The organism is Nonomuraea sp. B19D2, assembly GCF_040137845.1.
GTDB lineage: Bacteria > Actinomycetota > Actinomycetes > Streptosporangiales > Streptosporangiaceae > Nonomuraea.
The window spans coordinates 40,808-61,462 of record NZ_JBEFAK010000054.1; the positions used below are offsets into that span (position 1 = coordinate 40,808).

The following is a 20,655-nucleotide window of genomic DNA, read 5'->3' on the forward strand; positions in this document are numbered from 1 at the left end:
ATGCAGTCAGTCGACACCGCACTGGCGAAGGGCCGCGTTCCGAAGTCCGGGAGAGTCGCCCCACCGGCAAGCCGGCGCCGTAGCCGAGGAGTCGCCCCCACGGCGCTGAGGCTGGTGGCCTATGCGGTGCTGTTCGCCGGGGTCGTCGTCGCGCTCGCGCCGTTCGTCTGGATGATCGCTACCTCGTTCAAACAGCCCCAAGACGTGTTCACCCCGACGCCCACCCTGCTCCCCACAGACGCCCGCACCGGTGTCTGGGCCCCCACGCTCGACAACTACCTGCAGGTGCTGGGCATCGGCGGTTTCGCCACCGCCTTCCTCAACAGCGTCATCGTGGTCGTGATCCTGGTCCCGGCCAAGTTGCTCCTGGACGCCCTCGCGGCCTATGCCTTCGCCCGCATCGAGTTTCCCGGCCGCAACGCCCTGTTCATGGTTCTGCTGGCGACCATGATGGTTCCCGGCGTCGCTCTCCTGATTCCCAAGGTGTTCATCACCCAGGAACTGGGCATGAGCGACAGCCTCACCGGCATCATCGTGCCGAACGTCATCTCGGCCTTCGACATCTTCCTCCTGCGCCAGTTCTTCATGACCATCCCGCGGGAAGTCGAAGAAGCCGCGATGCTCGACGGCGCTTCGCGGATCAAGATCTTCTGGTCCCTCGCCCTTCCACTGGCTCGTCCCGCACTGGCCGTGGTCACCATCACCAGCTTCATCTACCACTGGAACGACCTGCTCTGGCCGCTGGTCATCCTGTCGGACCAGGAGAAGTACACCCTGCCGCTGGCGCTGCAGGCATTGGTATCCGGTCGCGTTGGGCAACCCCAGCTCGTCATGGCCGGGGCGGTCGTGGCCGTCATGCCAGTGATCGTCGTCTTCCTGATCTTCCAACGCAAGATCCTGGAAGGCATCGCTCTGACCGGTCTGAAGGGCTGAGCCCTTACCGGAGACGCCCGCCATCACCGGTGGCGAGCCAGCACCACGTCCGAGCCGACTGCCGGCTCGGCTGCTCGGACGGTCGTTCACCGGCCGTAGTTCTATGGGAGGTCGCATGGCCACATACATGTCGGTTCGGTTTCGAAGAGGTCTGGTCGCAGCCGGCCTCGCCGCGACCCTCAGCGCATCGGGCATACCGGGAGCATGGGCGGTGAACACCTATGCCGCGCCGGTGACGGCGCGCGTCTGGGTCTCCACGCCTGATGGCTCACACCGGCTCAGCAATGCGGGAACAGTCGCGTTCAGTGACGCACCGACGACCGCCCCGACAGTGGTGGTCGACCCTACGCTGACCTTCCAGCGGATGGAGGGCTTCGGCGCGTCCATCACGGACTCCTCCGCCGCGGTGCTCTACCGGTTGTCGCCGACGGCACGTGCTGCCGCGATGCGATCGCTGTTCGACCCCGCCACAGGCGATGGCCTGAACTACCTGCGGCAGCCGATCGGCGGCTCCGACTTCGTGGCCAAGGCGGCATACACCTACAACGACCTGCCCGCCGGCAAGACCGATTACCGGCAGGAGCACTTTTCGATCAAGCATGACCAGGCGCAGATCCTGCCCCTGCTGCGGCAGGCCAAGGCCCTCAATCCGCGGCTGCGGATCATGGCCACGCCCTGGAGCCCGCCGGCCTGGATGAAGACCAACGGATCGCTGATCGGCGGACAACTGATCGACGACCCGCGCATCTACCGCTCCTATGCCCTCTACCTGCTGAAGTTCATCCAGGCCTACCAGGCCAACGGGGTAGCCGTCGACGCCATCACGGTGATGAACGAGCCGCAGAACCGCAACCCTGATGGCTACCCAGGCATGGACATGCCGTCCCGGCAGCAGGAGAAGGTCATCGAGGAGCTCGGACCTCTGCTGAGCGCGGCCGGCCTGCGCACCAAGATCTTGGCCTACGACCACAACTGGGCCATGCACCCCAACGACGTGGCCACCACCCCGGCCGACCAGAGCGAGGACATCAACCGCTACCCGCAGAACGTGCTGTCCTCCCCGGCCGCCCGCTGGGTATCCGGGGTCGCCTACCACTGCTACTACGGCGACCCCAGCGCCATGACAGCGCTCCACGAGCAGTTCCCGAACAAGGACATCTACTTCACCGAGTGCTCGGGCAGCCAGTCCACCGACCCGGCGAACACCTTCTCCGACACGCTCAAGTGGCACGCCCGCAACCTGATCATCGGCTCCACCCGCAACTGGGCCAAGACCGTCATCAACTGGAACCTCGCGCTCGACCCCTCCGGCGGTCCACACGTCGGCGGCTGCGCCACCTGCACCGGTGTCATCACCGTGGGCCCCGGCGACACCGTGACCCGCAACGCCGAGTACTACACCCTGGGCCACCTGGCTCGCTTCGTGCAGCCCGGGGCGGTGCGCATCGCCAGCACCTCCTTCGGCACCACCGGGTGGAACGGCCAGATCATGACCGTGGCCTTCCGCAACCCGGACGGCACGACAGTGCTGGTCGCGCACAACCAGAACGACAACCCGCAGACCTTCGCGGTCGGCCAAGGCGACCAGGCGTTCACCCACACCCTGCCCGGCGGCGCCCTGGCCACCTTCACCTGGCGGGGGCACGTGCCCGGCACCGGCGACCTCCGGCAGATCGCCCCAGCCGGCTGGCGCGCCACTGCCGACCCTAGCGGCCCGGCCGCACCATGTTGCACCGGCGACGTGGCGGCCAACGCCGTCGACGGCGACGCCAGCACCCGCTACTCCAACGGCACCGGACAAGCCGCGGGCCAGTATCTCCAGGTGGACTTCGGCAAGCCCGTTCCGGCGCGGGAAGTCGTCTTCGACACCGGCTCCTCCACCGGCGACCATCCTCGCGGCTACACGGTCACCACCAGCCCGGACGGTGTCAGCTGGCGCACCGTCGTCGCCTCCAGGCAGGGCAGCGGACAGTTCGCCACTGTGGAGCTCAGCGGTACGCCCATCCGTCACATTCGGATCGCCCTGACCGCCGCAGCCCCGGTCAACTGGTGGAGCGTCGCAGACGTGCGCGTCTACACCTGACCCACTTTGAGGTGGCTGGGCCATCCACAGTCCAATCGCCTCGCGCGCCTGCCTCGAACTTTTCGAGGCAGGCGACAAATCGCCGGGGTGATGTCGTGGTGAATGCCACCCCTGGTGACCGCAGAGACGTCCAGCCGGCGCGCCGGCTGGCCCCTCCACGTCCACCGTGATGACGCCGAAGAAGTTGACATTCTCGCTGCGCGCCGGGGAGATATGGGCCGGCAACTCGTCGGCGACGTCCCGGCCGGCCGCCCGCAGCTGCCGCACGGCCAGCGAATAGCCTTCGGAGACGACCTCACGCAGCTTGCTCATCCCGATCGTGTTGCGCAGCAGCCCGCCGATCTGCTCGTCCGGGATGGCCGGGTCGGCGAGCACCGGCAAGATCACCTCCAGGAGCAGCTGCCGCGCCTCACCGGCCTTGGCCCGTTCGATCAACGCCTCGTCGGTCTTGGATTCCGCCCGGGCAGAAGGTCGCGACGCCGGTGCTGTTGGTGATCATCGCCGCTCGGGGACGGCAAAGGACTCCGGAGGCTCAGGCGTCGTCAGCTGCGCTGTCGTCGCTCGCCTCGTCGCCGAGGCTGAGCAGCAGAGTGCGCAGGGTTGCCGCGAGGTCGTCCTGCTGGTGCTGGTCGAGCCCGGCGAGGATGCGTCGTTCGTTTTCGACGTGGGCCGCGACGGCGCGGTCGATGAGCTCGCGGCCGGCGGGCGTGAGGGCGACGACGACGGTACGCCGGTTGGCGGGGTCGACGTCGCGCGTGACGTAGCCCTTGGCGACGAGCCGGTCGAGCCGGTTGGTGACGGCGCCCGAGGTCACCATCGAGTGGTGGGCCAGCATGCCTGCGGTCATGCCGTCGGGTGAGCCGGCGCGCCGGAGGGTGGCGAGGACGTCGAACTCGCCTCTTTCCAGCCCGAACTCGCTGAAGAGCGCTTTGAGCTCGCGCTCGGCGATCCGGGTCACCCGGGAGAGACGGCCGAGAACCCCCATGGGGGACGCATCGAGGTCCGGGCGGGCGTGGGCCCACTGCTCCACGATGAGGTCGACGGCATCTCGCACCATGAGAACTCCTCAGCGTTGAACTGTTTGACGTTAAGGTACCACTTGTCGTACCGTCTGCAGCGTTGAACATTTCAACGTTGAGAGGTTTTCATGGACACACTGTCGCGCACCGCGCTCACCGCGCTCGCGCCGGCCAGCTGGGGCACCACGTACCTGGTCACCACCGAGTTCCTCCCGTCCGGTTACCCGTTGGTGTCCGGCGTGATCCGCGCGCTGCCGGCGGGGCTGATCCTGCTCGCCATCACGCGCAAGGTGCCGCACGGCAAATGGCTGTGGCGCTCGTTGCTGCTCGGCACCCTCAACATCGGCGCACTGTTCGCGCTGCTGTTCGTCGCCGCCTACCGCTTGCCGGGTGGCATCGCGGCGACCCTCACCGCCGTCCAGCCGTTGATCGTCGTCGGCCTGGCGTTCCTGCTGCTCAACGAGAGGCCCACACGCTGGCGGCTGGGCTGGGGCCTGGCCGGCGTGGTGGGCGTCGGCTTGATCGTCCTGCGCGGCCGGCTCACCTTCGACCTGCTCGGCATCCTGGCCGGCATCGCAGCTGCCAGCGTGATGGCCGGCGGGATCGTCCTGACCAAACGCTGGGGACGTCCGGAGGGCGCCGGCGCAGCGACCATCGCCGGCTGGCAGCTCACCGCGGGCGGTCTCGTGCTCGTCCCGCTCGCGCTCGCGTTCGAGGGACTTCCGCCCGGACTGGATCTTCGTGCGATCGGCGGCTACACGTGGCTGTCCGTTGTCGGCGCCCTGCTTTCCTACCTGGTCTGGTTCCAGGGCATCGGCAAGCTGCCCGTGGTCGCCGTGTCGTTCCTCGCCCTGCTCTCCCCCATCGTCGCCACGATCCTGGGCTGGCTGTTCCTCGGCGAATCCCTGACGCAGTGGCAGGGTGTCGGGTTCGTGCTCGCGCTCACCGCCATCGGCGCCGCGCAGCTGAATCCCGGCGTCGTCCGCAACCTCGTCCGTGTCCCCGTCACCACCAAAGGAGAATGAGCATGTCGCGCACCGTACTGATCACCGGAGCCACCGGAACCGTGTCCACCGCACTGATGAATGCGCTGCAAGGGACCGATGTGGACCTTCGTGCGCTCGTCCGCGAAGAGTCCAAAGCGGACGGCCCGCGCCAGCACGGCGCCGAGGTGTTCGTCGGTGACCTCGATGACGCCCGGTCGCTGCCGCCCGCCTTCGAGGGCGTGCACGACGTGTGGCTGCTCAACCCGAACGGCCCGCGCGCGGCGGAGAACAACATGAACGCCGTGTGGGCCGCACGCCAGGCCGGCGTGGAGCGCATCGTGCGCCTGTCCGTCGTCGGCGCGGCACACGACGCGCCGAACCGCAGTGGCAGGCTGCACGCACTGTCCGACCGGGAGACCGAACGGTGCGGCATGCGCTGGACGATCCTGCGTCCACACTGGTTCATGCAGAACCTGCTGAACGAGTCGGGCGACATCTCCGCCACCGGTACGTTCTCGCTGAACATGGGCTCGGCGCGGCTCGGCATGATCGACGTACGCGACATCGCCGAGTGCGCTGCCCGGATGTTCCTCGACGACCCGGATCGCCACCACGGCCAGACGTACACTCTCACCGGCCCGCGTTCGCTGACGTTCGACGAGGTCGCCGGCCAATTGAGTCTCGCTCTCGGCAGGTCCGTCGCGTACCTGCCGGTCAGCGACGACGCCAAGCGCAAGACACTGCTCGGCTACGGCGTTCCGCAATGGATCGTCGACATGCTCGAGGAGTACGCGCAGGCGTATGTCTCCGGCTGGGGGGACTTCACCACCGATACGGCCGCCGGCCTTCTCGGCCGCCCTCCGCGCGACATCGCCGACTTCGTCCGCGACCACGCGGCAGCGTTCACCCCGGCCGACGACAACTGAAATGGAGGTCCTCGCCCCCGACGTCACCCTGTGGACCGACGGCGGCGGCGCGGTGCGGGCCGCCCTACGCCATGATCTGGGTGGACGATCCGGTGCGCGAGGTGGACCGGATCGCATGGCGCGGGCTGCGGCCGGTGGATTTGGAGCAGCACGGCAACATCGGCAAGTGGGTCTTCCGTGACGCCGACGGTTGCCTCCACACCGAGCCGATCCCTATTCTGAAAGAAGCGTGCGAGGGCGCTGCCAGTCCGCGGGCAGGGATTTTCCCACCTCGAGCAGCACGTCAAGCGCACTGGACAAGACCAACCTCTTTCCGGCCGGGCAAGCGGACCTCGGCGACGAAGGAGGTTGCGATGTCCGATCGTCATTTCGAGCTGCCGGCCCATCCGAACCTGGAGTACTACCGCAAGCAGGCCAAGCACCTGCATCACGCGTACGCGGCGGGCGATGCGGCGGCCGAAGCCCGGGTTGCCGACGTGCTGAGCGATCGAGCCGCAGGGCGGTTCCTGCTCAGCGATGCCCAGTTCGTGCTCGCTCAGGAACACGGATTCCGGACGTGGGCCGAGTTTCGCGCCCACGTCGAAAGCCGCAGCACCACCGAAGAACGGCCGGTCTCCCGCCTCTTGGGGATCGGGCCGGGCATCTACGTCTCGATGGCCGACGCCCTCCTCGTCGAGTTGCGCCGCGACGATCCCGGCGCGCTGCAACGGTTGCGGGCCTACGTGCCCCGGCACGCCACCGTGACCTCCGCCGCGACCGCCGAGCTTCGCGACGCGCGTCTGATCATCGCGCGGGAGCTCGGCTTCCCGACCTGGCAGGAGCTCTGGTCGTTCACCGAGAAATCCCGGCGCGATCTCGACGAGCGCCGGGAGAAGCGGCGGCGGCTGCACCGCGAGGCCGAAGCCCTGCTGGCCGGCGACACCGATCGGCTGGCCGGGCTGACCGCCGAGCAGGCCGACACCCTGCTGCACATGCTCGCGGGCCCCGAGACGATCCCCGGTGTCCGGCTCGAGAAGGAGCTCGGCGTGCCACGCGCCGCAGTCGATGTCCTGCTCGGCAAGGCCACCGACCTGGAACTCCCGCTCACCTGGGCTGCCCGCGCCAATCGGGTCGAATACGTGCGCCTGCTGCTCGACGCCGGCGCCGACCCCGGCACCCGGAAATGGGGCAGCACCCCGATGGAGAACGCCATCTACCACGGCAACACGGAGGTCGTCGACCTGCTCGCCACGCACGCAATCGTCCCGCAGGCGCTCTGGACATATGCCGCCTGCGGCTGGCTCGATCTGGTGCGGGCCTGTTTCGACGCGGACGGCAGCCTCCGGCCGGACGCCGCGCCGGCGCGCCCCAACCTCGCCGACACCGGCGCAGGCTTCCCGTCTCGGCTGCCGCCGACCGATGATCCGGAGGAGATCGTGGGAGAGGCGTTCGTCCATGCCTGCCAGCACGGCCGGATCGAGGTCGTGCGCTGGTTCCTCGACCGCGGCGTCCATCCCGACGTCGCGCCCTACCTCGGGCGGACCGGCCTGCACTGGGCAATCCCGGGCGGTCGTCTCCACGTGGTCCGCCTGCTCCTGGAGCGCGGTGCCGACCCGTCCATCCGCGACGATCTCCTCCAAGCCGACGCCGACGGCTGGCTGCACATAGCCTTCGTCGCTCGCCCGCACGATCCCGTGACTCAGCAGCTCCACGATCTGATCGAGTCTCGATCGCGCTGAGTTACCGACTGCGGGCGACCTGATCCACGCGCCCCTACTCCGCCGACACCTCAAGTGGACGGCTGCCCACACCGAGGCCATGGCCGCACCACCCGCATCCCCGACGCACCGGCCACCTGATATCGCGTGCCCGTGGTGCCGCCTCGGCATGCACCAGTTCCACCGCGCGGTGCATCGCGGTCAACACCTTGACCGCACACAGGCTGCTGCGGCTCGCCCTGCAGCCGGCCGAGCGAGTCGGCTTGGACGGCGGCCAGGTACGCGGCGCCACTCTGCCCGTGCTGCTGGCACCATCACGTGAGCCGGCACCAGGCCGCAGCGGCGGAGTTCATCGAAGGGTGGCCATGAACCTTTCAAGCCGGTCGATCCCTTCGCGAAGTTCGTCCGTTGACGCCGCGTACGAGAGTCGGACGTGTGTCTCGGCGGTGTGGACGCCGAAGTCTCTGCCTGGGGTGAGCGCGACGTGTGCCTCTTGCAGCGCTCGCTCGCAGAACTGCCAGGAGGTGAGCCCTGTGCGGCTGACGTCGAAGTACACGTAGAACGCGCCGTCGGGCGGGACGGGGACCGGCAGTCCGATCCGGGCAAGTCCCTCAAGGACGAGTGCGCGCCGCTCGGCCAGCTCGGCGCGGCGTGCCTCACAGACCGCGAGGGACTCAGCGGAGAAGCAGGCCAGAGCGGCATGCTGCGCGGGGGCGGACGCGCAGAGGAAGTAGTTCTGGGCCAGGCGCTCCATCGCGGGAACGAGGATCTCCGGAACGACGCACCAGCCGAGTCTCCAGCCGGTCATGCCGAAGTACTTGGAGAAGCTGTTGATGACGATGGCGTCGGGGTCGAACGACAGCACGCTGCGGGGTGGCCGGCCCTGGTCGTCGTGGTCGCTCAGGTTGAGGTAGATCTCGTCGACGATGCGCCATGCGTCCCGCTCGCGTGCGAGTTCGCTGATCGCCGCGAGTTCGTCGGCCGGGGCCGAGGTGCCGGTCGGGTTCGACGGGGTGGCGATCATGATCCCGCGAGTCCTGTCCGTCCAGCTCTGCTTCACCGAGGCCGCGTCCAGTTGAAAGCGCGTCTCGGCGGTGGCGGGGATGAGCGTGACGCGGGCGCCGAAGCTTTCGACGATCTGCCGGTTGCAGGGATATGACGGGTCGCCGATGAGCACCTCGTCGCCCGGGTTGACGAGGGCGGCGGTGGCCAGCACCAGGGCGGCCGAGGCTCCCGCGGTCACGATGACCCGGGAAGGGTCGACCTCGACGCCGTGCTCGTTCCGATAGAACCGCGCGATCGCCTGCCTCAACTCGGGCAGCCCGAGTGCCGCCGTGTACGGCATCGGCCTTCCGTCCATGACCTCGCGCAGCGCGTTCAGGACGGCCGGGGGCGCGCCGAAGTCCGGCTCACCGATGCTGAGCTTGATGACATGGTGCCCCTGGGACTCCAGCATCGCGGCGTGCTTGCCGAACTCCATGGCGAAGAACGGGGCGACAGCCCGCGCACGCTGCGAAATCCTCACGCCACGACCTCCAGCTCGCTCGCGCGCGGGTTCATGTCGTCTTCCATGGCTCTCCTTGATTGCTCCGGCAGTCTGGCGGCGGCCACGAAGCGCAGAGCGGGATCGGTCCTTCCTCCGTTCGCCGTAACGGGAGGGAAGCCTATGCGTATTTCGCCCAAAAGTGTTCCTAACTCTCCCGCCTTGTCCTGATTGTTTGGGGGATTATCTTGTGCGGGAGCGCTCTCGCTCGGAAGATTTTTGCCGAGGCGGGGTGGTTCACAGGGGCAGGGGCCGGTTGTCGACGACGCTCTTCATGACGAGGGTGGAGCTGAGGCGCTGCACGCCGGGGAGGGTGGACAGACGGTCGTCGTAGAGCTGCTGGAAGGCGGGCAGGTCGCGGGTGATGACGCGCAGCAGGTAGTCGGGGTCGCCGAAGAGCCGTTGGGCCTGCAGGACGTTGGGGACGGCGGCGACCGCCTGTTCGAAGGCGTCGACGGTGTCGCGGTCCGCGGCACGCATGGTGACGAAGACGAGGGCCTCGAACGTCAGGCCCAAGGCGTGGGCGTCGAGATGGGCCCGGTAGCCGCTGATCGCGCCGGAGTGTTCCAAGGCGCGCAGGCGGCGGTGGCAGGGCGAGACGCTGAGACGGACGCGTTCGGCGAGTTCGGTGATGGTGAGCCGCCCGTCTTGCTGGAGTTCGGCAAGGATTTTGCGGTCTACGTCGTCCATGAGGAAGATTCTCCCCCATTCCAGGCGTGCCAGGGGAAATCTCAGAAGCACCTTTCGGCTACACGCACATAAACTGCCTTCCCGGATCCTCGGACGAGTGCAAGGAGGAGCAGGGTCATGCCCGTCGGTACCGTCGCCGCGTTCTGGGCGGTGTCGTTGATGTTGGTGGTGACACCGGGAGCGGACTGGGCGTACGCGATCTCGGCGGGGCTGCGGCATCGGACGGTGCTGCCGGCGGTGGGCGGGCTGCTGGCCGGGCATCTGGCGGCCACCGTGGTGGTGGCGGCCGGAGTGGCCGGCCTTGTGGCCCGCTCGCCGCTGGTGATGACCGCGCTGACCGTGGCGGGCGCGGCATATCTGGTCTGGCTCGGGATCGGCACGCTGGCTCGCCCCCCGGGCCCGCAGGCCGGTGCGGAGCAGGCCGCCGACTCGTGGGTGCGGCAGGTGGTGAAAGGGGCAGGGATCAGCGGGCTCAACCCGAAGGTCTTCCTGCTGTTCCTGGCGCTGCTGCCGCAGTTCACCGACCCGGACGCGGGCTGGCCACTGGCCGTGCAGATCGTGGCGCTGGGGCTGGTCCACGTGGCCAGCTGCGCCGTGGTCTACACAGGAGTGGGCGCGGCAGCGCGCCGGGTGCTGCGGGCACGGCCCACGGCGGCACAGGCGGTGACCCGCTTCTCCGGCGCCGCGATGGTCGTGATCGGTGTGCTGCTGCTGGCGGAGCAGTTGGTCGGATAGGTGCGGATTCCACCAGGAGCCGATACAAGGAGACACATGGAAGCACCTGTCGGAGATCAGACCGGGACACGTTCAGATCGTTCTTCCCAGCAGGCCGGAGGTCACCCAGCAGCACGGCTACATCCACGCGGGAGCCACCAGCGCCATCGCCGACAGCGCGGGCGGCTGTGCGGCACTCACCCTGTTCCCGGACGAGGCGGACGTGCTGACCGTGGAGTACAAGATCAATCTCCTCGCACCTGCCGTAGGTGATCACCTCGAGGCCGTCGGTACGGTCGTCAAGGCAGGGCGGACGCTCACGGTGTGCCGGCTCGAAGTCTTCGGCGTCGCCGGCGCCCGGCGGAACCTCATCGCGACCGGCCAGCAGACGCTTATCTGCCTTCGAGAGGATCCGGACAGTGACCAACCGCGACGATGAGCGGCTTCCCTCCTGGGTGAGCCGCCGTTCCCCGACGCCAACCTGATCCTGCTGGCCGGACGGTCACACGAGCTCAGACCGTGCGCGACCTCAGCCCCCTCTGAACCAGGCGCATGCCGACGTAGGCGCCGATCCCGGTGATCTTCGCGTGGTGCACCTTGGTCCGCTTGAACTCGGTGAAGCCGAGCTTTTCGTACAGGCGCAGCGCCGGGGTGTTGATGTCGGCGATGGTGTCCAGCACGTACTCGTCGTACTGCGGCAGGGCGAGCAGGTGCTGGATGATGGCCGAAGCCACCCCCTGCCCCCTGAACGCCGGCCCGGTCGCGACGAACTCCAGCGAGGCCATCCTCTCCCTGGCGTACGGCAGGGGCTTTTCGAACTCGCGGCTGAAGGAGAGGTGGGCGATCGTCCCCTTGACCAGGCCCAGGCGCCTGCGGAGCTCTCGCACGTCGTGCCGGACCGCCCGCTGCCGCCCGTCCGTGCACGCGACGATGCCGGCTGACTCCCCGTGGACCAGGCCGACGTAGAACAGGTCGAGCACCAGCATGTGCGCCAGGGCGTCGGTGAGCTTGTCCGGGTCCTTGGAGAAGTACGACAGATCGGGCCCGAAGCCGTCCACGAAGATCCTGGTGATCGCCCTGCGGTGACTCTCGCCCAGGTCGGCGGCGCGCTTGACCTCGATCATCATTCAGCCTTTCCTGCGTCGGGTGATGAGTGCCTCGATGCCGTCGAGGAGCAGGGTGAGGCCGAAGGTGAAATCGGCGTCCTCGACCCAGTCCGGCGCGGCGCCGAACGCCCCGGACTCCAGCGCCGCCGCCAGCCCCGGGTAAGTGCCGGCGTCGACGAGCTGGGTGAGCAGCGCGGTGTAGCCGGCCAGCCCTTCCGGTCCCGTTTCGTCGACCGTGCCGCTCATGGCGGACAGGAGCGTGGCGGAGCTGGCGGCGTAGGCGGACAGGGTGGAGGTGATGTTGATGGCCTCCGCCGCTGTCAGCCCGGCGCCGGTCAGCACGGTCAGCGCCCGGTCCAGCCAGCGCAGGGTGCGCGGTCCGGTGGGCGGGGTGAGGGGCGAGACTTCCAGCAGCCAGAGGTGGCACGCCAGGAAGTCGCGGTTGGCGCGGGTCCAGACGGACAGGTATTCCCGCCACGGGAGCGTGCCGGGCTCGGGCGGATCCGGGGCCGCGGCATCCACCATCGCGGTGAGCAGTTCGTCCTTGCTGGCGACGTAGCCGTACAGCGACATCGTGGACACGCCCAGCCGGGCGGCCACGCTGCTCATCCGCACGCCCGCCAGGCCTTCGGCGTCCGCGATCTCGATCGCGGCATCGGTGATCCGGTCGAGGGTCAGTCCGGGACGGGGGCCGCGGCGGGACACGGGTTCCCGCCCCCACATCCGTGCGACGACCGTGGGCAGCTTCTGCATCACGCACCCTTCTAATGCCGTACGCAATACAGTGTATCTTGTACGGAGAAGCGCGGGTGCTGGGGGCGGGGGTCGTGGTCCCGCTGCACGATGGCACGATTCTCCGGCATCCCTAGTGACCGTGGAGGACCTGATGTTGTACGGGCGGGACCGGGAGACGGCGGAGCTCGGGCGGTTGCTTGCCGATGCCGCGGCAGGGCGGGGTGGGGCCGCGATCGTCTTGGGCGAGCCGGGCGGGGGGAAGTCCGCGCTGCTGCGATGGGCCGGCGCCACCCCGGGTTTCCAGGTTTTGACCTGCACCGGCGTGGAGAGCGAAGCGGAGTTGCCGTTCGCGGCGCTGCAGATGTTGCTGTCGGGCGCGATGCGGTGTCTGCCCGCGCTGCCCGCGGTGCAGTCTGAGGCGTTGCGTGCGGCGTTCGGGTTGACCGCGCCGGGTGGCGACAACCGGTTCCTGGTGGGGCTGGCCACGCTGTCGCTGCTGGCCGAGGTGGCCGCGCAAGGGCCGGTGCTGTGCCTGGTGGACGATGCCCAGTGGCTTGACCGCCCGTCGGCCGAGGCGTTGGCGTTCGTGGCCCGGCGCCTGGCGTCGGAGGGGGTGCTCCTGCTGTTCGCGGCGCGGGAGGGGTTCGTGCTCCCCGGTGTGCCCGAGCTGGTGCTCAAGCGGTTGGATCCGGTGGCCTCGCGTGAGCTGCTGGCCGAGTACGCTCCCGATCTTCCTGGCCACGTAAGGGATCGCGTGCTCGCGCAGGCGGACGGCAACCCGCTGGCCCTGTGCGAGCTGCCGCGGGCCGAGATGGACGACCTGGGGCCGCTGCCGCTGCCCACCCGGCTGCAGGACGCCTATCAGCGGCGCATCGGCAAGCTGCCCGCGCCGACCCGTACGGCGTTGCTCGTCGCGGCGGCAGAGGAGTGCGGCGCGCTGGCGGCGACGCTGCGCGGCATGGCGGAGCTCGGGGTGGCGGCCGAGGCGCTGGTGGCGGCCGAGAGTGAAGGGCTGGTCACGGTCTCGGATCAGTCGGTCGTCATCCGGCATCCGCTGATCCGGGCGGCCGCTTACCGGGGCTCGCCGTTCACCGAGCGCCTGGCCGCGCACGCCGCGCTCGCGGGCGCGCTGGCCGACGATCCCGACCGCGCCGCTTGGCACCGGGCGGCGGCGACGACGGGTCCGGACGAGGAGGTCGCCGCGGAGTTGGAGGCGGCAGCCGTACGGGCGAGGAAGCGCTCCGGTCACGCCGCCGCCGTGGCGGCGCTGGAGCGGGCGGCGCGGCTCACGCCCGAGGACGGGGCGCGGGTGCGGCGGCTGGTGACGGCGGCCGAGACCGCGGTGGACGCGGGGCAGCCCGACCGTGCCCGGCATCTGGCCGGACAGGCGCTCAGGCTCACCGGGGACCCGCGCGAGCTGGCCCGGATCGCCGCCGTGCGGGGCCGCGTGGAGTTCGAGCACGGCTCCTTGCGTACGGTGCACGAGGTCCTGGTGTCGGCGGCCAAACAGGTCGCGCCGCTCGATGCCGCCGCGGCCGCCGCGATGCTGACCGACGCGGCGCGGGCCTCCTGGTCGGCCGGTGATCCGGGACGTGTCGCGGAGACCTACCGGTTGCTGTGCGAACTGCCGCCCGATCCGCTCAGGCAGAAACTGGTCGACTCCATCGGCGGTGCGCTGAAACTGTATTCGGACGAAGCGGCCGAGAATGTGGCGCTGCTGCGCGAGCACGTCGCCCATGGCCGGTCAGGGCCGCCCGCGCTCCAGCTCAACGTGGCGCTCCAGGCCCTGCTGACCGGCGACTTCGACGACACGCGGGACATCATGGCGGGGCTGGCGGAGGCGTGCCGTAGCGGCGGAACGATCGGCCGGCTTCCCGCCGTACTCTGCACACTGGCGACCGCGGAGATCAACCTGTCTCGGTATCGCGACGCGGCCGGGTCGGCCGCCGAGGCGCTGCGGATCGCCGAGGACACCGGCCAGCCCAGCCGAGTGGCACACGCCGAGGCTCTCCTGGCGTACCTGGCCGCCGTCAGCGGCGACGACGAACGCTGCAGAGAGCTCGCCGAACGCAACCTTCGCCGCTTCCCCGCGCACGCCAACGCGCTCATGGCCGCCTGGTGCGAGTGGGCCCTGGCGCTGCTCGACCTCGGGCGGGGCCGTTACGAGGCGGTGCTGGACCGTTTGGAAGCAGCCACCCGCGGGCCGATCGTGCATGTGGGGCCCGCCGTACACTTCGCACCCGACCAGGTGGAGGCGGCGGTACGGCTGGGCCGCCCGGAGCGCGCCCGTGAGCCGCTGGCCCGGCTGGAGCGGTGGGCGGCAACCGTACGCCTCCCGTGGGAGGACGGGCTCGTGCTGCGGTGCCGCGCGCTGCTGACCGGCGACGGAGCGATCTACGAGCAGGCACTGGAGCTGGAAGGCGAGGCGCGGCCGTTCCAGCGGGCTCGCACCGAACTGCTGTACGGCGAGTGGCTGCGTCGCGAGCGGCGCAAGAGCGAGGCGCGCGGGCACCTGCGCGAGGCGCTGGCGCGGTTCGAGCGTCTCGGCGCGACCCCGTGGGCCGATCACACCCGCGCCGAGCTGAGGGCGGCCGGCGAGAGCTCCGCGCCGGCCGCTCCTGACCTGCTCGCTCAGCTCACACCTCAAGAGCTGCAGGTCGTACGGCTGGCCGCGACCGGCGCGACGAACAAGGAGATCGCCGCCCAGCTGTTCCTCAGCCCCAAGACGGTCGGGCACCACCTCTACCGCGCATTCCCGAAGCTGGGCATCTCGACCCGGACGGAGCTCGCCCGGCTGCCCCTGTAGGCCTGTCGGTAAGGCTGGCCCCACCAGCCGCCAGTTTGCTGGGCGGGTCCGAGTACGATCTTGGAGTAGATCTCCGGTGAGGTGCGGCCGGCGTGGCCGGAGTAGGGCTGGATGAGGGCGTCGTTCATCCTGCGGCACGCCGGCGGCTTCGTCCCGTACGCGGCCCACCGCCTGGCCCTGGCCGTCCTGGCCGAGACCGGTCGGGACCTGCAGCAGATCCTGGACGACTTCTCCGGCTTCTACTTCGACACCGCCATGTCCGCCAGCCCGGCGTACGAAGGCCCTCGATGTGCCAGGCCATGCGGGTGCAGGTGTCGATGACGTCGAATCGATCTATGCCGCCCAGCATGTCCGCGTCGGTCGCAGACGTGGGAGACGGAGAGGTTGCATGACCGGGTGCAGGAGCCTGCACCGGGTCTCACAGCCAGCCGCGCTGCTTGGCCTGGAGCGCGGCCTGGAACCGGGTGGCGGCGCCGAGGCGGGCCATCAGGTCGGCGACGTGGGCGCGGAACTTACGGACCGAGATGTGGAGCGCGCGGGCCGCGGCCTCGTCGGTGTCGTGGCGGGTCAGCGCATGCAGCACTTGCTGCTCGATCGGGGACAGGGGCAGGTCGTCCAGGTCGCGGGCGCGTTCCCACATGCCGTCGAAGACGTCGGCGAGCATGGCCACCAGACCGGGCTGGCGGATCTGCAGCGCGCCCGCCTCCGGGCCTGCGGGGTCGGCCTGGACGAAGGCGACCGACCGGTTGACGATCGCCAGGTGCCGGATCGGCTCGGGGGTGACCCGGTGCAGGTCGCCCAGGGCGTGCCACTTGCGGGCGTACGGCTCCTGGGCGGGATCTTCCAGCGCCTGGACGGGGAACAGGGTACGGCTGCGCAGCCCGCGCAGCAGGAGGCGCTCGAAAGGAGCCAGCAGGTCACCGGCTCCGTCGTAGAACGCTTGCTCTCTCAGATGTGCGAGGTCGCCGGCCTCGGCGGCCAGGAGCCCGAAGATGCGCTTGACGACGGCCGGCCCGTCCGGGATGTGCTCGACCAGATGGACGGGACGGCCGCTGCGGTACTCCTCGGTCAGCTCGGTGAGCAGGTCCCACGCCAGAGTCAGCTGGGCGAGGTGGCGCTGGGCCTGTTCTACGCGCCGCCGTACCAGCAGGTCGATGGCGGCGGCCGGGGCGAGCGCGGTCATCGACCCGTCGATCAGGCCGAGCGTTTCGAGCTCGGCGAGCACGCGGCGAGCCTCGGGCATGACCAGGTCGATGCTGTCCGGGTCGGGATGCGGGTGACGCAGCAGATACCGGTAAAGGCGTTCCTGCTCGCCGGTCAGCCCGAGGCTCGCCAGACTCATGGTCGGACGGGGAAGTTGGCGCGCACGAGGCCGTGGGGGTCGCGTTCGCGCTTGATCTGCCGCAGGCGGGCCAGTGCCTCCTCGTGGAATGCCTGGGCGGCGTTCTCGCCGGGGGCCAGGAACGTGTACGGCTTGCGCCCGCTGACCGCCTCGCCCAGCTCCGCCACCAGCGCCGCCTGCCTGCCCTGCACCGCCCCGGCCAGGTGCGGCAGCCGCAGCCCGAGCAGGTAGAGCATGTACGGCTCGGCCAGCACACCACCCGCGCCACCCCCAGGGCGTTCCTCGGCCAGCGCCCCGCCCAGGTGCCGCACCTGCAGGTTCAGCAACGGCGCGAGCTCGGCGTCAGCCAGCACGTCCACCGGCAGGCCATTGAGCAACTCGGTGCGGGCCAGCATCGGACTGGGATCGACCGGCTCGGCCGCGATGGCGCCCAGGTCGGCGATGTCCATCGGGCCGCGGCTGTCGGACAGGCTGCCGCCGATCTCCTCCAGCGGCGCCAGCAACGCCTCGGCCTCGCCCGCCTCTCCGAGGAAGGTCACGTCCAGGCCGACCATCGCCGGGGAGGGCGACGGCGGGGCCATCCGGTTGAGCCACAACGACAGCTCCCGCGGCGCGCCTGCGGTGATGGCACGGAACGCCTCGAACACCTCGCCGGTGCGCTCGGCAGGCCACAGGATGCGCCCGCCGTACAGGTTCGGCAGCTCGAACAGATCAAGCTCGATCGAGGTGATGATCCCGTAGTCGCCACCGCCGCCCCGCAGCGCCCAGAACAGCTCAGCGTCGGACTCGGCGGTGACGCGGACCTGCTCGCCGTCGGCGTTGACGATCTCGAAGGCGCGCACCGAGTCGGCGGCCCAGCCGTACCTGCGGCCGAACCAGGAGATGCCGCCGCCGGCGACGAAGCCGGTCACGGTCACCGCCGGGCTGCTGCCGGCCGGCGCGGCCAGGCCGTGCTTGCCGGTCTCGGCCAGCACCTGCCCCCACCGTGCCCCGGCGCCCACCCGGACGGCCCTTGCGACCGGGTCGACGTCGATGGCCGCGAGGCGGCCGGTGCGCAGCAGGATCACTCCGTCGACGTCGCCGGAGGCCCCATGCCCGGACGGCTGGGCGGTGACGGTCGATCCGTTATCGCGGGCATGGCGCACAACCGCAGCCACGTCGGCCGGGTCCGCGGCCTCGACGACCGCAGCCACCTGCTGGGCCACGCCCACCGCCCACGGGCGGGCGGCTTCGTCGAAGCCGTCGTCGCCGGGAAGTACGACGCGTCCTTTCACAACATCACGCATTGTCTGCTCCATATCAGAAGGGGAGGGGGCCTTCGTCCTGGACGAAGGCGGCGGTCGGGCCGTCGGGGCCGAGCAGCGTCATGGCCACGATCGGCGCGGCGCCCTCCTCAGGGGTTTTGAGGCCGGCGCCGCGGTTTATGTCGGTCTTGACCCAGCCCGGGTCGACCGCGTTGACCTTGATCGGGGTGTCCCACAGCTCCTTGGCGTACGACACCGTGATCATGTTCAGGGCCGCCTTGGAGGAGGAGTAGGCCACGTTGATCATCGGCCACAGCGGATGCGCCTGGTCCAGGGCGCGGCCCATGGAGCCGCGCTCGCTGGAGACGTTGACGATGCGCCCCGCCGAGGAGCGGCGCAGCAGCGGCAACATCGCGTTGGTGACTTCGATGACGCCGAACACGTTGGTCTCGTAAACCTGCCTGGCCTGCTCCAGCGAGGTCTGGCTGGGCAGGCCGTCGGGGAAGGTGATGCCGGCGTTGTTGACCAGGATGTCGAGCTTGTCGTACTCCTGCTCGATCCGCGCGGCCGCCGCACGGACGCTTGCCGGGTCGGTGACGTCGAGGTGCACGTACGGCAGGCCGAGTCGGCCGGCGGCGGCCTCGTCACGTACGCCGATGATCGCGGTCACGCCTCGCCCGGTCAGCAGCCGGGCGGCTGCCAGGCCGATTCCCCTGGTGGCGCCGGTGATCAGCGCGATGGTGGTCATGGTGGTGTGCTCCTGCGGATGTGGAGGTGGGTGAAGTACGCCCACTGGGGTGGGGTGAGCGCCTGGCGGATCAGCGGGAGGACGGCGGCCTCCTCATGTCTGAGGTGCCCGGTCAGGCCCGTGACCAGCGAGTCAGTGAGGTCGCCGAGCCCACCGGGCCTGGCGTCGGCGTGAGTCGGCGCCTCGTCGATGGCGTCGATGAGCTCGTCGAGGGCGGCGTGCTCGGCCTCGACCGCCTCCAACAGCGTCAGGGCCTCCGGCCGGTGGGCCATGGCCCGGCGCAGCGGCGGCCACAGCGCCTCGTCCTCGGCGGCGAAGTGGCATCGGAGCGACTGTTTGAACAGCCGCCAGCGCAGGACGCGGCGGGGATCGTGACCGACCTGGACGGTGAGGCGGGCCAGGCGGGTCACCTCCCAGCGCAGCGCCTCGTGCATGCCGTACATCGCCGTCACGTCCAGCTCGCCCATGCGTTGATCAGCCCCAGCTGGTGCCGGCGGGCTCCTTGATAGCGGCGTTGAGCCGGTTGAACAGGTTGGTCACGCCGATCACCAGAAGCAGCGCGGAGATCTGCTTCTCGTCGTAGTGGTCGGCGACCTGGTCCCACAGCTCGTCGCTGACCGCCTCGGTCGAGCGGTCGGCCAGCCGGGTGACCGCCTCGGTCAGCTCGAGCGCGGCCCGTTCGGCGTCGGTGAAGAACGGCGCCTCCCGACAGGCGGCCACGGCCGCGATCCGCTCCACGCTCTCCCCCGCCTTGACCAGGGCCTGGGTGTGGGCGTGCACGCAGGCGCTGCAGCCGTTGATCTGGCTGGCACGCAGGCCGACGATCTCCTGCAGCTCGTGGGAGATGCCGCCCTGGTTGGCGGCTTTGAAGATGGCACCGATGCCCTTCATTCCGTCGGGCAGGACGAAGGCGGGGTTGGTCATGCGCGCTTGCACGAGAATGCTCCTTCAGAAAGGGGTGAGTTGCCCAGGGGTTGATATGAGGCGCGTGGATTCGGCCGGTTCCCGGACGGTTTCCAGGCTGCCCCGAGCCAGGATCTGGATCAACGCCGACTTCGTGTGCCAGTCGATAACATGTGGGTTATCTCGGAAGAAAGGGAGGTAAGTGGAGCTACGGGACATCGAGATCTTTCTGGTGCTTGCCGAGGAGCTGCACTTCGGCCGGGCCGCGGAGCGCCTGCACGTCTCGCAGGCGCGGGTCAGCCAGGCCATCGCCGAGCAGGAGCGCCGCCTGGGCGGCACGCTGTTCGACCGCTCCAACCGCCGCCGTATCCAGCTCACCCCGCTCGGCTGGCAACTGCGCGATGACCTGAGGCCCGTCTATGCCGGTCTGCGCGACAGCCTCGAACGCGCCCGCATGGCCGCCCGGGGCATCACCGCCGTGCTCCGCGTCGGCATGCTGCCGATCAACATCCATGACCTGCGCCCCTACTGGGACACCTTCCGCGCCCGCCACCCCGCCTGGGAACTGCGCATCAGCCACCCGCCCTTCGACGACCTCTTCGGTGGCCTGCGCCGCGGTGAGATCGATGTCCTGGTCGCCTGGCTACCCGTCGAGGAGCCCGATCTCACCGTCGGTCCGATGCTGTTCGCCGAGTCGCGGGTGCTGGCGGTGGCCGCCGGGCACGAGCTGGCCGGGCGCACGTCGGTCTCGCTGGAGGTGGTGAGCGATTTCCAGCACATCGATGTCGAGGTCAGACCGGACTACTGGTGGGACGGCTTCGTCCCGTCCCACACTCGCAGAGGCCGCGCCATCGAGCGCGGCCCGCTCGTGCGCAACACCGACGAGGTCTTCACCCGGATCAGCATGGGCGAGGTCGTGACGCTCTTCCCCGAGCACATGGCGCGCTACGCGGTGCGACCGGACATCGTTTACCTACCGGTCCGCGACATGCCGGCGCTGCCGTACGCGCTGGTGTGGCGGTCGGACACGGAGAACGACCTGGTCCGCGCCCTCGCCCAGACCGTACGCGACCTCGGCCCGCACTCCACCAGCCGCTGACCCTGCACCGCTGGGGTCAGCGCCGATCCCGGTGAACGGTTGTCGGCCGCGGAAATATGACGTGGCGGGCGGGGCGGGGGG

20 protein-coding genes are annotated in these 20,655 nt (G+C 69.8%); 10 read left to right on the forward strand and 10 right to left on the reverse strand.

Annotated features, from left to right (window positions below; translation table 11 throughout):
• Complete coding sequence (locus ABN273_RS50655; protein WP_349456864.1) at positions 1-933, forward strand: carbohydrate ABC transporter permease; 933 nt, start codon at positions 1-3, stop codon at positions 931-933.
• 211 nt (positions 934-1,144) lie between these two features.
• The gene (locus ABN273_RS50660) at positions 1,145-3,016 is read left to right on the forward strand and encodes a glycoside hydrolase family 30 beta sandwich domain-containing protein (protein WP_349456866.1); all 1,872 of its coding nucleotides are present in this window, start codon (positions 1,145-1,147) and stop codon (positions 3,014-3,016) included.
• A 532-nt stretch (positions 3,017-3,548) separates the two neighbouring features.
• Here ABN273_RS50660 and ABN273_RS50665 read toward each other — a convergent pair.
• The gene (locus ABN273_RS50665) at positions 3,549-4,073 is read right to left on the reverse strand and encodes a MarR family winged helix-turn-helix transcriptional regulator (RefSeq protein WP_349456867.1); all 525 of its coding nucleotides are present in this window, start codon (positions 4,071-4,073) and stop codon (positions 3,549-3,551) included.
• Positions 4,074-4,163: 90 nt separating this feature from the next.
• Between ABN273_RS50665 and ABN273_RS50670 the strand changes: the two genes are divergently transcribed.
• The 3 genes from ABN273_RS50670 to ABN273_RS50680 all read left to right on the forward strand — a co-directional run bounded on the left by ABN273_RS50670 (position 4,164) and on the right by ABN273_RS50680 (position 7,665).
• Positions 4,164-5,060, forward strand: a complete 897-nt coding sequence (locus tag ABN273_RS50670) for an EamA family transporter (RefSeq protein ID WP_349456868.1) — start codon at positions 4,164-4,166, stop codon at positions 5,058-5,060.
• Between the two features lie 2 nt (positions 5,061-5,062).
• Positions 5,063-5,947, forward strand: coding sequence for an NmrA family NAD(P)-binding protein (locus ABN273_RS50675; protein WP_349456869.1), 885 nt, complete (start codon positions 5,063-5,065; stop codon positions 5,945-5,947).
• A gap of 80 nt (positions 5,948-6,027) precedes the next feature.
• A complete protein-coding gene (locus ABN273_RS50680) occupies positions 6,028-7,665 on the forward strand; it encodes an ankyrin repeat domain-containing protein (protein ID WP_349456870.1) in 1,638 nt (545 codons plus the stop codon).
• Between the two features lie 328 nt (positions 7,666-7,993).
• Here the strand turns inward: ABN273_RS50680 and ABN273_RS50685 are convergent, their stop codons facing one another.
• A complete protein-coding gene (locus ABN273_RS50685; protein WP_349456871.1) occupies positions 7,994-9,169 on the reverse strand; it encodes a pyridoxal phosphate-dependent aminotransferase in 1,176 nt (391 codons plus the stop codon).
• 255 nt (positions 9,170-9,424) lie between these two features.
• A complete protein-coding gene (locus ABN273_RS50690; protein ID WP_349456872.1) occupies positions 9,425-9,877 on the reverse strand; it encodes an Lrp/AsnC family transcriptional regulator in 453 nt (150 codons plus the stop codon).
• Positions 9,878-9,994: 117 nt separating this feature from the next.
• Here ABN273_RS50690 and ABN273_RS50695 point away from each other — a divergent pair, with 117 nt between their 5' ends.
• Both ABN273_RS50695 and ABN273_RS50700 read left to right on the forward strand, forming a co-directional pair.
• The gene (locus tag ABN273_RS50695) at positions 9,995-10,612 is read left to right on the forward strand and encodes a LysE family translocator (RefSeq protein WP_349456873.1); all 618 of its coding nucleotides are present in this window, start codon (positions 9,995-9,997) and stop codon (positions 10,610-10,612) included.
• Positions 10,578-11,030, forward strand: a complete 453-nt coding sequence (locus ABN273_RS50700) for a PaaI family thioesterase (protein ID WP_349456874.1) — start codon at positions 10,578-10,580, stop codon at positions 11,028-11,030. The genes ABN273_RS50695 and ABN273_RS50700 overlap by 35 nt, the downstream gene beginning before the upstream one ends.
• A 73-nt stretch (positions 11,031-11,103) precedes the next feature.
• Here the strand turns inward: ABN273_RS50700 and ABN273_RS50705 are convergent, their stop codons facing one another.
• Both ABN273_RS50705 and ABN273_RS50710 read right to left on the reverse strand, forming a co-directional pair.
• Positions 11,104-11,718 carry a GNAT family N-acetyltransferase gene (locus tag ABN273_RS50705; protein ID WP_349456875.1) on the reverse strand — a complete coding sequence of 205 codons (615 nt, stop codon included), beginning with the start codon at positions 11,716-11,718 and terminating at the stop codon, positions 11,104-11,106.
• The gene (locus ABN273_RS50710; RefSeq protein WP_349456885.1) at positions 11,719-12,450 is read right to left on the reverse strand and encodes a TetR/AcrR family transcriptional regulator; all 732 of its coding nucleotides are present in this window, start codon (positions 12,448-12,450) and stop codon (positions 11,719-11,721) included.
• A gap of 133 nt (positions 12,451-12,583) precedes the next feature.
• On the opposite strand from ABN273_RS50710, the gene ABN273_RS50715 reads away from it, so the two are divergent.
• Together ABN273_RS50715 and ABN273_RS50720 are read left to right on the forward strand one after the other, a co-directional pair.
• Positions 12,584-15,238 (forward strand): AAA family ATPase, encoded by a 2,655-nt coding sequence (locus ABN273_RS50715; protein ID WP_349456876.1) that lies wholly within the window; start codon positions 12,584-12,586, stop codon positions 15,236-15,238.
• Between the two features lie 111 nt (positions 15,239-15,349).
• Positions 15,350-15,559, forward strand: coding sequence for a hypothetical protein (locus ABN273_RS50720; RefSeq protein ID WP_349456877.1), 210 nt, complete (start codon positions 15,350-15,352; stop codon positions 15,557-15,559).
• A 97-nt stretch (positions 15,560-15,656) separates the two neighbouring features.
• Here the strand turns inward: ABN273_RS50720 and ABN273_RS50725 are convergent, their stop codons facing one another.
• The 5 genes from ABN273_RS50725 to ABN273_RS50745 are packed head-to-tail and all read right to left on the reverse strand — an operon-like array spanning position 15,657 to position 19,508.
• Positions 15,657-16,580 (reverse strand): helix-turn-helix transcriptional regulator, encoded by a 924-nt coding sequence (locus ABN273_RS50725; RefSeq protein ID WP_349456878.1) that lies wholly within the window; start codon positions 16,578-16,580, stop codon positions 15,657-15,659.
• Positions 16,577-17,866, reverse strand: coding sequence for an FAD-binding oxidoreductase (locus tag ABN273_RS50730; protein WP_349456879.1), 1,290 nt, complete (start codon positions 17,864-17,866; stop codon positions 16,577-16,579). Before ABN273_RS50730 ends, ABN273_RS50725 begins: the two co-directional genes overlap by 4 nt.
• 13 nt (positions 17,867-17,879) lie before the next feature.
• Complete coding sequence (locus ABN273_RS50735; protein WP_349456880.1) at positions 17,880-18,572, reverse strand: SDR family oxidoreductase; 693 nt, start codon at positions 18,570-18,572, stop codon at positions 17,880-17,882.
• Positions 18,569-19,039 carry a hemerythrin domain-containing protein gene (locus ABN273_RS50740; protein WP_349456881.1) on the reverse strand — a complete coding sequence of 157 codons (471 nt, stop codon included), beginning with the start codon at positions 19,037-19,039 and terminating at the stop codon, positions 18,569-18,571. The genes ABN273_RS50735 and ABN273_RS50740 overlap by 4 nt, the downstream gene beginning before the upstream one ends.
• A 7-nt stretch (positions 19,040-19,046) precedes the next feature.
• Positions 19,047-19,508 (reverse strand): carboxymuconolactone decarboxylase family protein, encoded by a 462-nt coding sequence (locus ABN273_RS50745; RefSeq protein WP_349456882.1) that lies wholly within the window; start codon positions 19,506-19,508, stop codon positions 19,047-19,049.
• A gap of 169 nt (positions 19,509-19,677) precedes the next feature.
• Here ABN273_RS50745 and ABN273_RS50750 point away from each other — a divergent pair, with 169 nt between their 5' ends.
• Entirely contained in the window at positions 19,678-20,574 is an 897-nt protein-coding gene (locus ABN273_RS50750; RefSeq protein ID WP_349456883.1) for a LysR family transcriptional regulator, read from the forward strand.
• Positions 20,575-20,655: the final 81 nt, after the last annotated feature.

Bases quoted from the DNA above. Each gene is read 5' to 3' on its own strand.
- ABN273_RS50655 (WP_349456864.1), top strand. From the start codon at position 1: ATGCAGTCAGTCGACACCGCACTGGCGAAGGGCCGCGTTCCGAAGTCC.
- ABN273_RS50665 (WP_349456867.1), bottom strand. From the start codon at position 4,073: ATGGTGCGAGATGCCGTCGACCTCATCGTGGAGCAGTGGGCCCACGCC.
- ABN273_RS50670 (WP_349456868.1), top strand. From the start codon at position 4,164: ATGGACACACTGTCGCGCACCGCGCTCACCGCGCTCGCGCCGGCCAGC.
- ABN273_RS50675 (WP_349456869.1), top strand. From the start codon at position 5,063: ATGTCGCGCACCGTACTGATCACCGGAGCCACCGGAACCGTGTCCACC.
- ABN273_RS50690 (WP_349456872.1), bottom strand. From the start codon at position 9,877: ATGGACGACGTAGACCGCAAAATCCTTGCCGAACTCCAGCAAGACGGG.
- ABN273_RS50695 (WP_349456873.1), top strand. From the start codon at position 9,995: ATGCCCGTCGGTACCGTCGCCGCGTTCTGGGCGGTGTCGTTGATGTTG.
- ABN273_RS50705 (WP_349456875.1), bottom strand. From the start codon at position 11,718: ATGATGATCGAGGTCAAGCGCGCCGCCGACCTGGGCGAGAGTCACCGC.
- ABN273_RS50710 (WP_349456885.1), bottom strand. From the start codon at position 12,450: ATGCAGAAGCTGCCCACGGTCGTCGCACGGATGTGGGGGCGGGAACCC.
- ABN273_RS50715 (WP_349456876.1), top strand. From the start codon at position 12,584: ATGTTGTACGGGCGGGACCGGGAGACGGCGGAGCTCGGGCGGTTGCTT.
- ABN273_RS50720 (WP_349456877.1), top strand. From the start codon at position 15,350: ATGAGGGCGTCGTTCATCCTGCGGCACGCCGGCGGCTTCGTCCCGTAC.
- ABN273_RS50725 (WP_349456878.1), bottom strand. From the start codon at position 16,580: ATGAGTCTGGCGAGCCTCGGGCTGACCGGCGAGCAGGAACGCCTTTAC.
- ABN273_RS50730 (WP_349456879.1), bottom strand. From the start codon at position 17,866: ATGCGTGATGTTGTGAAAGGACGCGTCGTACTTCCCGGCGACGACGGC.
- ABN273_RS50735 (WP_349456880.1), bottom strand. From the start codon at position 18,572: ATGACCACCATCGCGCTGATCACCGGCGCCACCAGGGGAATCGGCCTG.
- ABN273_RS50740 (WP_349456881.1), bottom strand. From the start codon at position 19,039: ATGGGCGAGCTGGACGTGACGGCGATGTACGGCATGCACGAGGCGCTG.